Source organism: Edwardsiella piscicida, from assembly GCF_021733145.1.
In the GTDB taxonomy this organism is placed as follows: domain Bacteria; phylum Pseudomonadota; class Gammaproteobacteria; order Enterobacterales; family Enterobacteriaceae; genus Edwardsiella; species Edwardsiella piscicida.
Genome location: NZ_CP090968.1, coordinates 925,511 through 939,217, shown reverse-complemented (window position 1 = coordinate 939,217; position 13,707 = coordinate 925,511). Strand labels below are relative to the sequence as shown.

Below are 13,707 nucleotides of genomic sequence, written 5' to 3'. Positions count from 1 at the left end.
ACGCTAAAAATAGATCCTGCGCCATCCATACCGATAAAAGATAAACCAGACGCCAACACAATATAGATTCAGATAAACGCACCTGCCACCAATGCTATTATTTTACGTTTCTACCAACAATAACGAGACTATCCTTGTGAACCAAGCAACATCAGCCATTCGTTCTAGTTTTCTCCATTTCTTTAGTAATCCGGCAAAAACAGACAATCTCAGCGATTCATTCGAATTTATCGAGGATGGATTGCTTATTATTAAAGAGGGTAAAGTCGTGGAGTGCCGTCCCTATCATCATAGCGATGAGCATAATTATAAAAACATTGATGATAAAACGGGCTGTCTGATTACCCCGGGGTTTATCGATACCCATATTCACTATCCACAGAGCGAAATGATCGGCGCCTATGGCGAACAATTATTAGAGTGGCTAGAGAAATACACGTTTCCAACCGAAAAAAAGTTTGCCGATCCGGACTATGCCCAACGCATTGCGCATATTTTTGTCAATGAGCTGCTGGGAAATGGCACCACGACCGCCCTGGTCTTTGGCACCGTACACCCGCAGTCGGTAGATGCGCTGTTTGAGGAGGCGCTGAGCAAAAATATGCTGCTGATCTCCGGCAAGGTCATGATGGATAGAAACGCCCCCGACTATCTGCTCGACACCGCTGAATCAGCCTACCAGGACAGCGAACGGTTGATAAAAAAATGGCATAACACAGGCCGACTGAAGTATGCGATTACGCCGCGCTTTGCCCCGACCTCTACGCCCGAACAGCTGCACCTGGCCGGAAAGCTAAAAGAAAAATATCCCGATACCTATGTACACACCCACCTCTGTGAAAACCACAGTGAAATTGCCTGGGTTGGCGAACTGTATCCCGAGCAGGAAAATTATTTCCAGGTTTACCGCCACTATGGACTCGCCGGGAAAAAGTCGGTATTCGCTCATGCCATCCACCTCAGCGACGCCGAGTGGGACGGCATCGCAGCAACGGACTCGGCCATCGCATTCTGCCCGACCTCCAATCTATTTTTGGGCAGCGGCCTGTTCAATCTAGCCCGGGCGCAGCATCATCATATTCGGGTGGGGTTGGGAACCGATATCGGCGCAGGAACCAGCTTCTGTCAATTAGACTCGTTGAGCGAGGCCTATAAAATCACCCAGCTATCGGGGGGCACCCTGTCCGCGTTTATGGGATTTTATCTGGCGACCCTCGGTGGCGCCGTTGCCCTCAGCCTTGAGGGACAGGTGGGGAATTTTACCCGCGGGAAAACCGCCGACTTTACGGTGATCGACTGGCACACCGATGAGATACAAAAGCTGCGCATGGAGAATACCACCACATTAGAAGACAGGCTGTTTGCGCTGATGATAATGGGGGGCAAACAGAATATTAAAGAGACCTATATTGCCGGTCAACAGCAGTACCAACGCGCGTAATATTCTCCGCCAAACTGCGCTGGGTATCCCCCAGCGCCGCGGCGCAGTGAGATAGTCCAATAAAAAACGCCCTATTGCCGGGGGGAGCGGCGATAGGGCGTAGTAGACACAGGACAAAATAAAGCCGCAGACGCGGAATTACATGCCTTTATTCATCTCATCCTTGGCCATGCTATCTTTTTTCATCCCCTCTTTCTTCATGCCATCTTTCTTCATACCATCCTTACCCATCGCGTCGTGGGACATTCCCTCTTTCGCCATCCCGTCATGGGTCATCATTTTTTTCTTCTTCATGCCATCTTTCCCCATAGAATCATGGGACATCGCGCTCTCTTTCTTCATGCCATCATGGCCCATATTATCTTTGGCCATGCTGTCTGCGGCGTAGGCTGCGGAGAATGCCATCATCAGAGAACCGGCCAGTACCGTTGCGATTACCTTTTTCATTTTTCCATCCTTATCTTATTGAGAAAGTACTGCATTAAAAAGATCAGCTGCCGCCAAACCAGTTGTAGCCCTGATCTTCCCAATAACCACCGGGGAATCGGTTAGTTATTTCTATGGAAACGATATGCTTTGGATTTTTATAGCCCAGCTTGGTCGGAATACGCAGCTTCATCGGATAGCCATACTCCGGCGGCAGCCGCTGCCCATCCCAAGAGAGCGCCATAATGGTCTGTGGGTGCAGCGCGCTCGCCATGTCAATGCTGGTGTAATAGTCATCAGCGCAGCGAAAGCTAACGTATTTCGCCTGGGTCTGGGCGCCGATCAGCCGCAGAAAGTCAGCGAAGCGCACGCCGCCCCAGCGCCCGATGGCGCTCCACCCCTCAACGCAGATATGGCGGGTAATCTGCTCATGCTGCGTCAGCTGATACAGCTCCGCCAGGCGCCAGCTGCGGGTGTCCCGCACCAGCCCGCGAACCTCGAGCCGATAGTCATCTCCCACGATGTCGGGAATATCCTCCTCCCCGTAAAACGCATTAAAGGGAAAGGGGCGCGTGATCTCGCGCTGCGTATACTCCGGCGCCAGGCGCTGCCCGCTGAACAGCCAACCCTGCACCCGATCGTTAAACCGAGACATACGGTTAAGTACGCTCTCCACGTCGGGATTGTCGCTGAGATCGCACCCGGTCAGCATGGCGATACCGCCCAGCGTCAGGCCTTGCTGTAAAAAACGGCGGCGCGACGAGCCGCTCAGGCGACGGGCAACCAGACGCTGCGCCTCCTGCACCAGCGCCTGACCATCGCCGGTGGATAAGTCGATGTTGCTCTTCTTCATCGTCGCTCCTTAGCGTCCGCGTAACATCGCCAGCAACGTTTTAGGCACCAGCGCCACCATCACCACGTGCACCACGAGAAAGGCGCACACGAATGCCATGGCATAAAAGTGGATATAGCGCGCCGCTTCATAGCCGCCCAGCAGCTCTCGCAGCAGCGGAAACTGCACCGACTTCCACAGCACCAGACCGGAAAGCAGCAGCACGATGGCGGCGCAGATGGCCGACAGATAGGCGCACTTCTGCACCGCGTTATAGTGGTGCGGATCGTCATGGGCCAAGCGACCGCGCAGCGCATCTGCGATATCGTGCCCCAGCTGCCGCAGCGATATCGGCCAAAAGCGCCGACGAAAACGGCCGCCAATAATGTTGATAGCCAGATACACCGCGCCATTGACAGCAAACAGCCACATGGCGGCAAAGTGCCACTGTAGGGCGCCGCCCAGCCATCCCCCCAGGGTGTATTGCTTGGGAAAAGAGAAATCAAACAGCGGCGAGGCGTCATAAATCCGCCAGCCGCTCAGGATCATTAAAAAGATGGCGACGGCATTGATCCAGTGGCACAGCCGTAGCCATAGCGGATGGACATTCACTACCTTTGCGCCGTTCATCCAGTCACTCCTGCATGTAGGGGAATGATGGCAGTCTACCCCACGGCGAAAAGTTAAATCCTTAAACAAAACGTTATAAGTTATCGCCCTAAAAAGGGGGTCGGTTGTATTGTCGTTGAGTAATCGGTATCGCTATTCCCTAGCGTATTAGCTATAGGAATTAAAACACCGATGATTATTCTTTATGGATAGGATGATCAGTAGATAAATAAAGAGGCGAGACGAGAAGGAACCGATTAGTGCGGGGAGCACGGAGTTAATCGTCATACTCATTCCCGGTCGAGGTAACGCCCATGACGAGGCCGTCACAGAAAAAGGCGGGGCGTCAGCGCCCCACGTGAAAACAGCGCGCCTACGCAAGCGGAATAATCACCGTCTATACTGAACGGAGTCAATCCAAACGCCTAAAGGGAGCAAAGAGCAATATGCGATCTCTTCTTCTATCCACGCTATTTTTACTCCTCAACGGCTGCGCCACTGCGCCCACGGACAGTATGCAGGGGGAGAGTAACCCACAGAGCTGTGAAACCAGCGTTTCAGATAAAGATGCGTCCAGCGCCAACGATGGCTGCTCGCTCACCGTTGAGCCGCAGCTGCACTGATCGTGAGCGAATAGCGGCGCAGGCTCCATGCCCTGCGCCTGAGCATAATGCGATCCCCGCGCGGGGGAACGCGCCCGCCAACGACCGCCCGGTGATGCTACGTCCCGGGCGGCCGCTGCGCCGTTAGCGCCCCTTGGCCAGGTACTGCGCCATCTCGTTTTCAGGCACCATGCCGCCGCCGGTCGCCCATACCAGATGGGTCGCCTGCGCCAGCTGCTGCTCGCTGAAGCGGTGCATCTGCGAGTACTCTGCAGAGGCACAGACATGGCCAGGGCCCGCCATACCGGCCAGCGCCGAGGGCTCCAGGCGAATGCCCTCCTCCTGTGCCAGCCAGCCCAGCATGTTGTACAGGCTCTGATCGTCAAGCGTATAGCAGCCGTCCAGCAGGCGCTCCATGGCCCGCCCCACAAAGCCGGAGGCGCGGCCAACCGCCAGTCCATCCGCCGCCGTCAGGTTATCGATCCCCAGATCCTGTACGGCGATGGCGTCGTGCAGACCGGTATACACCCCCAGCAGCATGCAGGGAGAGTGGGTCGGCTCGGCAAAGAAGCAGTGTACGTTGTCGCCGAAGGCCAGCTTCAGGCCAAATGCAACCCCACCGGGGCCGCCGCCGACGCCGCACGGCAGGTAGACGAACAGCGGGTGATCGGCATCGATCGTACGCCCCTGCGCGGCGAACTGCGCCTTCAGCCGCTCGCCGGCCACCGCGTAGCCCAAAAACAGGGTGCGGGAGTTCTCATCGTCAATAAAGAAGCAGTTGGCATCGGACTCCGCCGCCTTACGCCCCTGCTCTACCGCCACGCCGTAGTCCTCTTCATACTCCACCACCGTCACGCCGTGGCTGCGCAGCTTGGCCTTCTTCCACTCACGGGCATCGGCCGACATATGAACGGTAACCTTAAAGCCCAGGCTGGCGCTCATAATACCGATAGACATCCCCAGATTACCGGTGGAACCAACGGCGATGCTGTACTGGCTAAAGAAGCGTTTAAACTCCGGGGTGAGCAGGACGCTGTAGTCCTGATCCGTCGTCAGGAGACCGGCCTCCAGCGCCAGTTTCTCTGCGTGCGCCAGCACCTCATAGATCCCGCCGCGGGCTTTAATGGAGCCGGAGATCGGCAGATGGCTGTCTTTTTTCAGCAGCAGCTGACCGCCGATCGGCTGGCCGTACTCCTGCGCCAAACGCCGCTGCATGGCCGGGATCGCCGCCAGCTCGGACTCAATGATACCGTTGGTCGCCGCCGTCTCCGGAAACGCCTTGGCCAGATAAGGGGCAAAGCGGGCCAGGCGATCGTGGGCATCCTGCACATCCTGCGCCGTCAGACCAACATAGGGGAGCCCTTCCGCCAGCGTCGTCGTCGCCGGGTTAAACCAGACGGTTTCCTGTAAATTCACCAGATCGGCCACCAGCGGATACTGGGCAATAAATGAGGTCATATTAATGTTCGTCATCATACGTCTCTTGATACTTAGATAATGAAAGAGAGCAAGAAAGTGCTTGCCAGGGCAATAATCGACGCAATAAAGGTTGCGGTCGTATAGTATTTGAAGGTCTCGTTCAGCGTTGCTCCGCAGTACTGCTTCACCAGCCAGAACAGCGAGTCCGTGACGATAGTGCAGCCAATTGCGCCGGAGCCGATGGCGATCGCGATGATTTCAGGGCTGACATTGGGATACAGCGGCAGCATCGGCGCGACAATCGCCGTGGCCCCCATCATCGCCACCGTCGCCGACCCCACCGCCGCATGCAGGATCAGCGCGACCAGCCAGGCCAGCAAAATCGGGTGCATATGCAGGTTAGAGAGGATCAGCGCCAGGCTATCTGCCAAGCCGCTGCTTTTTAAAATAGCGTTAAACGCACCGCCTGCGCCAATAATCAGCAGGATATTGGCAATAGAGCCGAAGCCATTTTCGGTTTGGGTCAACAGCGTCCCCATCCCCATATGCTGACGCAGCCCCAGAATGTAATAGGCGACAAAGACAGCGATAAACATGGCGGTTATCGGATTACCGATAAACTCCAGCAGCGTATACAGCGAGCCCTCCTTCGCCATATTCAGCTCGGCCAGGGTTTTTACCAGCATCAGCGCAATCGGCAGTAATACGGTAAACAGCGTGGCGCCCAGCGAAGGCAGCGTCTTTTCATCGCGTACCTGCAGATCGGCAAACTCTGCCGGGATCGCCTTAAACGGCAGGCGATGGCCGACCAGCTTCAGGAACAGCGGCCCGCCGACTAACGAGGCGATTAAGCCGACCAGCAGACCATAAACGATCACCGTGCCGATATCCGCGCCCAGCTTATTCACCACAAACAGCGCCGCCGGATGCGGCGGTACCACGCAGTGCACGGCCATCAGCGCGGTACACAGCGGGATCGCCAGCTTCAGCAGTGAGGTGTTGGTCTTCTTAGCAATGGAGAACGCCAGCGGGATCAGCAGCACCACGCCCACTTCCACAAACAGCGTAATGCCGCAGATCAGCCCCACCAGCACCATAATGACATCGGTAGAGAGCCAGCGGCAGCGCTGCAGGGTGATGCCGATACGCTCTGCCGCCCCGGAGATCTCCATCATCTTGCCCAGGATGGTGCCCAGACCGATCACCGCCGCCAGGAACCCCAGCGTGCTGCCAATGCCGCTCTCAATGGCGTTAACCATATCCAGCGGCCCCATTCCCATCATGGTGCCGACAAAGAAACTGGCCAGCAGCAAGGCCAGAAACGGGTGCAGTTTACATTTTATGATAGTCAGTACGATTAACACGATGCTGATCAGCAGCGTGCCCACAACCCAAATTTGCGAGTGCATATCTCACCTTACCCTGTAATTAACCCAGTGCTATTGAACAAAGAAACCGCATGGGCTGACAAACGATATAATTGGCGACTCACATGAGAAAAATAGATGCAATGGCGTGACCGGCATCAAATAAAACGCCGAGAATAGAAAATAAGTCAGAAATTCTCATCAATATGATGAAATATGCAGCGGATTTCTTTACACTCTCCCCCCTTACTCCCACTCCGATGACGCCATGGAATCGCTACGAGAAGTCAGAAACCGCCCCCTTAACGGCTGGCAGCTTGCCAAGCTCCATACCTTTGAGGTCGCCGCCCGCCACCAGTCCTTCGCCCTGGCCGCCGCCGAGCTCTCCTTGAGCCCCAGCGCTATCAGCCATCAGATCACCCAGCTGGAGGCCGATCTGGCCATTCTGCTGTTCGTGCGCTCGCACCGAAAGGTCGAGCTGACGCCGGAGGGCAAGCGGGTATACTGGGCGCTAAAGTCATCGCTGGATGTCCTGAATCAGGAGCTTCTGGACATCAAAAACCAGCGTCTTTCCGGCACCCTGACGGTCTACTCCCGCCCCTCCATTGCGCAGTGTTGGCTGGTGCCCGCCCTGGGTGACTTTGCCCAGCGCTACCCGTCGATTTCGCTGACGATCCTGACCGGCAATGACAACGTCAACCTGCAGTGGTCGGGGGTGGATGTCGCCATCTATTTTGACGATGCCCCCTCGGCACAGCTCAGCCACCATATCCTGATGGATGAGGCCATCCTCCCCGTCTGCAGCGCCGACTACGCCCACCGTTTTAACCTGCTGAACGCGCCGCACCATCTGCAGCACTGTACGCTGCTGCACGACAGGCAGGCCTGGAGCAACGACTCCGGTACCGATGAGTGGTTCGGCTGGGCGCAGCATTTTGCCGTCCCCCTGCCGCCCGCCGCCGGCATTGGATTCGACCGTTCAGATCTGGCGGTCATCGCCGCGATGAACCATATTGGGGTGGCCATGGGGCGTAAGCGGCTGGTGCAAAAGCGGCTCGACAGCGGCGAGCTGATCGCCCCCTTCGGCCAAATGGCGCTGCAGTGCCATCAGCACTACTATGCCACCACCCTACCGGGCCGCCAGTGGCCCAAAATCGACGCCTTTATCGGCTGGCTACAGCAGCAGGCGCAGCGGGGAGCGGAGCGCTAAGACCCGCCGCCGCGGCCAAGCAGAGCGCCGCCGCGCTCACCACGATGCGCGTCGACGTCCACGCCAGCAGACGAGCGCAACGCCGACGAGTGGGCTCGCGTGGTCGAGATCTCCCCCGGAGCAATACCGGCGGCGGCGCCAGCAGGATCCACGCCGTGCCCGACCGTTAAAAAACTGGCGTGACATGATACGCGCGGTGGGCGACGCGGCGTCATATCCGCCGCCGCTTTCTACCGATGATTATCATCCCTGGCATTACCCCGTCATGCCAACGATAGCCACAGCAGCGGCTTTGTCTGGAAAATGATTGAGTTAAATTATGACGCGTGAATTCCATCACAATTAAATACTATAGCAATAGACAAAAAAACCGGCTGTGTGCATTTTATAGTCACAACGTTCACTAAGGATGTTTGCATATCATGAAAAAACTATGTGACACAAATATTCCTAGCAAGTGGTTTAATCTCGACATCATCCTCGTCGAATTCTTTTCTTAACCCCCCATACTTACACCTTTGGCAAACTCGCATAGGATAACGCCCTTGCGGGATTGACCGTTCGCGAACGCACGCCACGGCATAATTATTTGATTATGCCCGCTCAGCGCCGCCATATATTTTATTTATCTACAGTGTTCTTTGCCATCGGTAAAGAATACTCCCTACCTGTATATTTAAAAGGGTGAGCACAATGGATAACTTTAAACATTTACCAGAACCGTTCCGTATTCGCGTTATTGAGCCGGTAAAAAGAACGACCCGCGAACATCGCGAGCAGGCGATCGCCGCATCGGGGATGAACCCTTTCCTGCTGGATAGCGAAGACGTATTTATCGATCTGCTGACCGACAGCGGCACCGGCGCCGTCACGCAGAATATGCAGGCCGCGATGATGCGCGGCGACGAGGCATACAGCGGCAGCCGTAGCTACTACGCGCTGGTCGACGCCGTTAAGCAGATCTTTGGCTATCAATACACCATTCCCACCCATCAGGGGCGCGGTGCCGAGCAAATTTATATTCCGGTGCTGATCAAGAAGCGTGAGCAAGAGAAGGGATTGGATAGAAACAAGATGGTGGCCTTCTCCAACTATTTCTTCGATACCACCCAGGGTCATAGCCAGATCAACGGCTGCACCATCCGCAACGTCTATATCGAAGAGGCCTTCGATACCGCCGCACGCCATGACTTTAAAGGTAACTTCGACATCGATAAGCTGGAGCAAAGCATCCGCGAGGTCGGGGCCAACAACGTGCCGTATATCGTGGCGACGATCACCTGTAACTCGGCGGGCGGCCAGCCGGTCTCCATCGCTAACCTAAAGGCGATGTACGCCATCGCGCAGAAATACGATATTCCGGTGGTAATGGACTCCGCCCGCTTCGCCGAAAACGCCTACTTCATTCAGCAACGCGAGGCGGAATACCGCGACTGGAGCATTGAAGCGATCACCCGCGAAACCTACAAGTTTGCCGATATGCTCGCCATGTCGGCGAAGAAAGACGCCATGGTGCCGATGGGCGGCCTGCTGTGCTTTAAAGATGAGCGCTTCTTCGACGTCTACACCGAATGCCGCACGCTGTGTGTGGTGCAAGAGGGCTTTCCGACCTATGGCGGCCTGGAGGGCGGCGCCATGGAGCGCCTGGCCGTCGGACTACACGATGGCATGAACCAGGACTGGCTGGCCTACCGCATCACCCAGGTGCAATACCTGGTCGATGGGCTGGAGGCGATCGGCATCACCTGCCAGCAGGCTGGGGGCCACGCCGCCTTCGTCGATGCCGGTAAGCTGTTACCGCATATCCCCGCCGAGCAGTTCCCGGCCCAGGCACTGGCCTGTGAACTGTATAAGGTTGCGGGCATCCGAGCCGTCGAAATCGGCTCCTTCTTACTCGGTCGCGACCCGAAAACCGGTAAACAGCTGCCCTGCCCCGCCGAGCTGCTGCGCCTGACCATTCCGCGCGCCACCTATACCCAGACGCACATGGACTTTATTATCGAGGCATTCCAACAGATCAAGCTGAGCGCCAAAAATATTAAAGGACTGGAATTTATTTACGAGCCGAAGGTACTCCGCCACTTCACCGCCAAATTAAAAGAAGTCTAAACCAAAAATAGGCGCCTGCGCACCATGCGCAGGCTCTTCTCCGCCAACAAGAAATCATCACGCTCTGAATAAGAGGAGAATCTTATGGAGCCGGAGTTTAAAAACAAGCATTCTGCATTTTGGGGCATTATGGTTATCGCCGGCACCGTCATCGGCGGCGGAATGTTTGCCTTACCCGTCGATTTGGCCGGCAGTTGGTTTTTTTGGGGCGCCTTTATTTTAATCATCACCTGGTTTTCCATGCTACACTCTGGACTCTTATTACTCGAGGCGAATTTAAATTACCCTATCGGCTCCAGTTTCAATACCATCACCAAAGATCTCCTCGGCAACACCTGGAATATCATTAACGGCATCACCGTTGCCTTCGTCCTGTATATTCTGACCTATGCCTATATCTCCGCCAACGGCGCGATCCTCAGCGAAACCATCGCCATGCAGCTGGGCCATCAGGTTAATCCTCGCCTGGTCGGCATCGCCACGGCGTTGTTCGTTGGTGCGGTACTCTGGTTCAGCTCATTGGCGGCCAGCCGGATCACCTCACTCTTTCTCGGCATCAAGATCCTCGCCTTCGTCATCGTCTTCGGCTCGTTTTTCTTCCGCGTCGACTACGCCACCCTCACCGACGCGACCGCCGGAGTGGGACAGCACAACGATTACTTCCCCTATATCTTTATGGCGCTGCCGGTCTGCCTCGCCTCGTTTGGTTTCCACGGCAATATTCCCAGCCTGATCATCTGCTATGGCAAGCGCAAGGATAAGCTGATCAAAAGCCTGGTCTTCGGCTCGCTCCTGGCGTTGGTGATCTACCTGTTCTGGCTGTATTGCACCATGGGCAACATCCCGCGCGAGGCGTTTAAAGATATCATCGCCGCGGGCGGCAACGTCGACTCGCTGGTGAAATCCTTCATCGGCACCACGCCGGGCCGGGTGATCGAGTTCTTTCTGCTGGTGTTCTCTAACCTTGCCGTCGCCAGCTCCTTCTTCGGCGTCACCCTGGGGCTGTTCGACTACCTGGCCGATCTGTTTAACATCGACAACTCGTCTGTCGGCCGCCTCAAGACGGTGTTGTTGACCTTCATACCCCCGGCGCTGCTCTATCTGCTGTTCCCCAACGGCTTCCTCTATGGGATCGGCGGCGCCGGGCTATGCGCCACCATCTGGGCGGTCATCGTGCCAGCCATCCTCGGGCTGAAATCACGCCAGAAATTCCCTCAACAGCAGTTTACCGTCTGGGGTGGCAAAGTAATCCCCGTGCTAGTGATCCTGTTTGGCCTGCTGGTCATCGCCTGCTGGTTCGGCAAGGCGCTCAACCTATTGCCGATATTCAGCTAACGCAAGGCGAATAAATAAAGGAGAACAGAATACCGAGCCAACGAGGCCCACTCGCGAACCGGGCGCATGGAGGCGCTCTAACGCCAGCGACGTCACGTCCTGCTGCGGTGCTTTAGACCGTTACGGCCACGACTCTTCGCCTGAGATAGCATCTCATCGACACGATGCACCAAGGCATCGACATCGTACCGAATCCCCCGCTGTCGGGATCGCAGCACACCGCCGGTGTTGACGCTAGGATGCCCCAGTAACGCCCGATCGCTGCCGTAGTCCAGCGTTTCACGAACCTCTCCAGGCGCGCCACTACGCCACCGTTCCCAGCAGGGATTATAGGCGTGCAGCCCGATGCATCGAATCCCCTCCCCATCGCGTGCTGAGGTCCCTCACCGCCGCACCTATCGCCAACGATCCCTTCTGCAATGCGGGAATATTTGAAGCCTTATATTTCAGCCAGAAAGCAATATGCGATGAGATTACACTTTCCGATATCAAAAAAATAAAAAACCTTGGGGGAGAGCATCGACGATCCACGCGGCATTAACCCTCTGGAAATCAAATTATATCATCTGGTTAATATCTCCCACCGCGGAGGCGTCATTAGGCCCGACAGCAATCTCATCAATACATTTATAGAAACGCATTATTAATGACTATATAACCTTGGGAGTAATCCCAATTCTGAAAAATAAGATATTTATTGGTATTAATATTTGTTTTCATTTACATTAAAATGATACAATATATGTTATTAGAATTTATATTACAAAACCGGAGTATATATGAAAAAAATAGTTAAGTGGTTAGCCGCATTCGCGGTCGTGGGAGCGTTGGCCGGCTGCGCGCGCACCGTACCGATTGATAACGTACGGTCAACCGTCAGCGCCGGTCATACCGAAGCTCAGGTTAAAAATGCCATTCTTAAAGCGGGCGTACAGCGTCAGTGGGTCATGACTGCGGCGGGTCCGGGCGTAATTAATGCACGCCAACAAAACCGCGGTCACGTTGCCGAAGTGCGCATCACCTATTCGGCCACCGGCTATAGCATCCAATATGACAGCAGCCTCAACCTAAAGGCCTCTGGCGGTAAAATTCACAAAACCTATAACCGCTGGGTGCATAACCTCAATAAAGATATTCAGCTCAATCTCGCCTCCGGCGCGGTTCAATAATGCGCACTAACGTTGGGCCAGCAATGGCCTAATGATTTTTTTGCCCAGGATAAGCTACCTATATTATGTACGATAAGGACTCTCTCAGCGCCCTTGATGCCATCACGGAAGCGCAGCGCATTGCATTTGCCCCGATGCTATTTCAAACCGCACTCAATCTGCGAAATGCCGGGGTATTAGCCTATCTTGATCGGCAAGGAAAGCAGGGGGCAACGCTCGACGACATCGTGACTAACGGCGCGCTGAGCGAATATGCGGTGAGTGTCCTGCTTGATATGGGGCTCAGTGGCCGCATCGTCACCAGCAAAGATGAACGCTACTATCTGTCGAAAGTAGGGCATTTCCTGCTGCACGACGCCATGACGCGCGTGAATATGGATTTCACTCAGGACGTCTGCTATCAGGGGCTGTTTTTCCTTGAAGAGGCCTTAAAGACGGAGAAGCCCTCCGGGCTCAAAGTCTTCAGCGACGCGGAGACCATCTACCCGGTGCTGTCGGAGCTACCGTCCCCGGCGCGAGAAAGCTGGTTTGCCTTCGATCACTACTATTCTGACGTCGCATTTAACGCTGCCCTACCGCATATTTTCGCAAGTCAGCCCGCAGTCCTGTACGATGTCGGCGGAAATACCGGTAAGTGGGCACTGCGCTGCTGCCAATACGACGAAAACGTCGCGATAACGATCCTCGACCTACCTCCGCAAATTGCGCTTGCCCGCCAGCATGTTAAAGAGGCAGGATTATCACATCGCATTCGCTTTCACGCCGTGGATATGCTTAGCGATGCGCCGCTCCCCGGCGAGGCCGATATCTGGTGGATGAGCCAGTTCCTCGACTGCTTCTCTCCGCAACAGATTATCGCCATGCTGACGCGTATGGCCGCCGTGATGAAACCCGGAGCCCGGCTGTGCATCATGGAGCTCTTCTGGGATGCACAGCGATTTGAAGCGGCCGCGTTTAGCCTAAACGCCTCATCGCTCTATTTTACCTGCCTGGCCAATGGCAATAGCCGCTTTTACAGCGTTGAAAAGTTTTATCACTACCTGGAGATAGCCGGTTTCCGGGTAGAACAGCGCCTCGATAATCTCGGCGTTGGGCATACTTTATTAATATGCGAGAAACGTTAATATTCGGCGGCTTTCAGCGTCAGCGTTAACGCTGCGTTGGTCGCGACCTACCGCGGACATGCGT

General features: G+C 55.4%; 12 protein-coding genes. 7 read left to right on the top strand and 5 right to left on the bottom strand.

From position 1 onward, the window contains the following. Positions 1-91 precede the first annotated feature (91 nt). Positions 92-1,441 carry a guanine deaminase gene (gene guaD / locus L1P05_RS04225; RefSeq protein ID WP_012847718.1) on the top strand — a complete coding sequence of 450 codons (1,350 nt, stop codon included), beginning with the start codon at positions 92-94 and terminating at the stop codon, positions 1,439-1,441. Between the two features lie 138 nt (positions 1,442-1,579). Here the strand turns inward: guaD and L1P05_RS04220 are convergent, their stop codons facing one another. Genes L1P05_RS04220 through L1P05_RS04210 form a run of 3 tightly spaced genes read right to left on the bottom strand, consistent with a single transcriptional unit; the run spans position 1,580 to position 3,329 of the window. Then, on the bottom strand, positions 1,580-1,888 hold the full coding sequence (locus L1P05_RS04220) for a pentapeptide MXKDX repeat protein (protein ID WP_012847717.1): 309 nt from the start codon (positions 1,886-1,888) through the stop codon (positions 1,580-1,582). A gap of 43 nt (positions 1,889-1,931) precedes the next feature. Continuing rightward, positions 1,932-2,720, bottom strand: a complete 789-nt coding sequence (locus L1P05_RS04215) for a molybdopterin-dependent oxidoreductase (protein WP_012847716.1) — start codon at positions 2,718-2,720, stop codon at positions 1,932-1,934. 9 nt (positions 2,721-2,729) lie between these two features. After that, positions 2,730-3,329, bottom strand: coding sequence for a cytochrome b/b6 domain-containing protein (locus tag L1P05_RS04210; protein ID WP_012847715.1), 600 nt, complete (start codon positions 3,327-3,329; stop codon positions 2,730-2,732). Positions 3,330-3,754: 425 nt separating this feature from the next. On the opposite strand from L1P05_RS04210, the gene L1P05_RS04205 reads away from it, so the two are divergent. After that, positions 3,755-3,931, top strand: coding sequence for a hypothetical protein (locus L1P05_RS04205; protein ID WP_012847714.1), 177 nt, complete (start codon positions 3,755-3,757; stop codon positions 3,929-3,931). 123 nt (positions 3,932-4,054) lie between these two features. On the opposite strand, the gene dsdA is transcribed toward L1P05_RS04205, so the two are convergent. Next, positions 4,055-5,383 carry a D-serine ammonia-lyase gene (dsdA, locus tag L1P05_RS04200; protein ID WP_041692578.1) on the bottom strand — a complete coding sequence of 443 codons (1,329 nt, stop codon included), beginning with the start codon at positions 5,381-5,383 and terminating at the stop codon, positions 4,055-4,057. A 17-nt stretch (positions 5,384-5,400) separates the two neighbouring features. Beyond that, complete coding sequence (dsdX, locus tag L1P05_RS04195) at positions 5,401-6,738, bottom strand: D-serine transporter DsdX (RefSeq protein WP_012847712.1); 1,338 nt, start codon at positions 6,736-6,738, stop codon at positions 5,401-5,403. Positions 6,739-6,964: 226 nt separating this feature from the next. Between dsdX and dsdC the strand changes: the two genes are divergently transcribed. The 5 genes from dsdC (at position 6,965) to L1P05_RS04170 (ending at position 13,643) form a co-directional block, all read left to right on the top strand. Next, on the top strand, positions 6,965-7,906 hold the full coding sequence (dsdC, locus tag L1P05_RS04190; RefSeq protein WP_012847710.1) for a DNA-binding transcriptional regulator DsdC: 942 nt from the start codon (positions 6,965-6,967) through the stop codon (positions 7,904-7,906). Between the two features lie 693 nt (positions 7,907-8,599). Continuing rightward, entirely contained in the window at positions 8,600-10,015 is a 1,416-nt protein-coding gene (gene tnaA / locus L1P05_RS04185) for a tryptophanase (RefSeq protein WP_012847708.1), read from the top strand. A gap of 84 nt (positions 10,016-10,099) precedes the next feature. Beyond that, a complete protein-coding gene (tnaB, locus tag L1P05_RS04180; protein WP_012847707.1) occupies positions 10,100-11,350 on the top strand; it encodes a low affinity tryptophan permease TnaB in 1,251 nt (416 codons plus the stop codon). A gap of 779 nt (positions 11,351-12,129) precedes the next feature. Beyond that, a complete protein-coding gene (locus L1P05_RS04175) occupies positions 12,130-12,519 on the top strand; it encodes a hypothetical protein (RefSeq protein WP_012847705.1) in 390 nt (129 codons plus the stop codon). A gap of 65 nt (positions 12,520-12,584) precedes the next feature. Further along, on the top strand, positions 12,585-13,643 hold the full coding sequence (locus L1P05_RS04170; protein WP_012847704.1) for a class I SAM-dependent methyltransferase: 1,059 nt from the start codon (positions 12,585-12,587) through the stop codon (positions 13,641-13,643). Positions 13,644-13,707 lie beyond the last annotated feature (64 nt).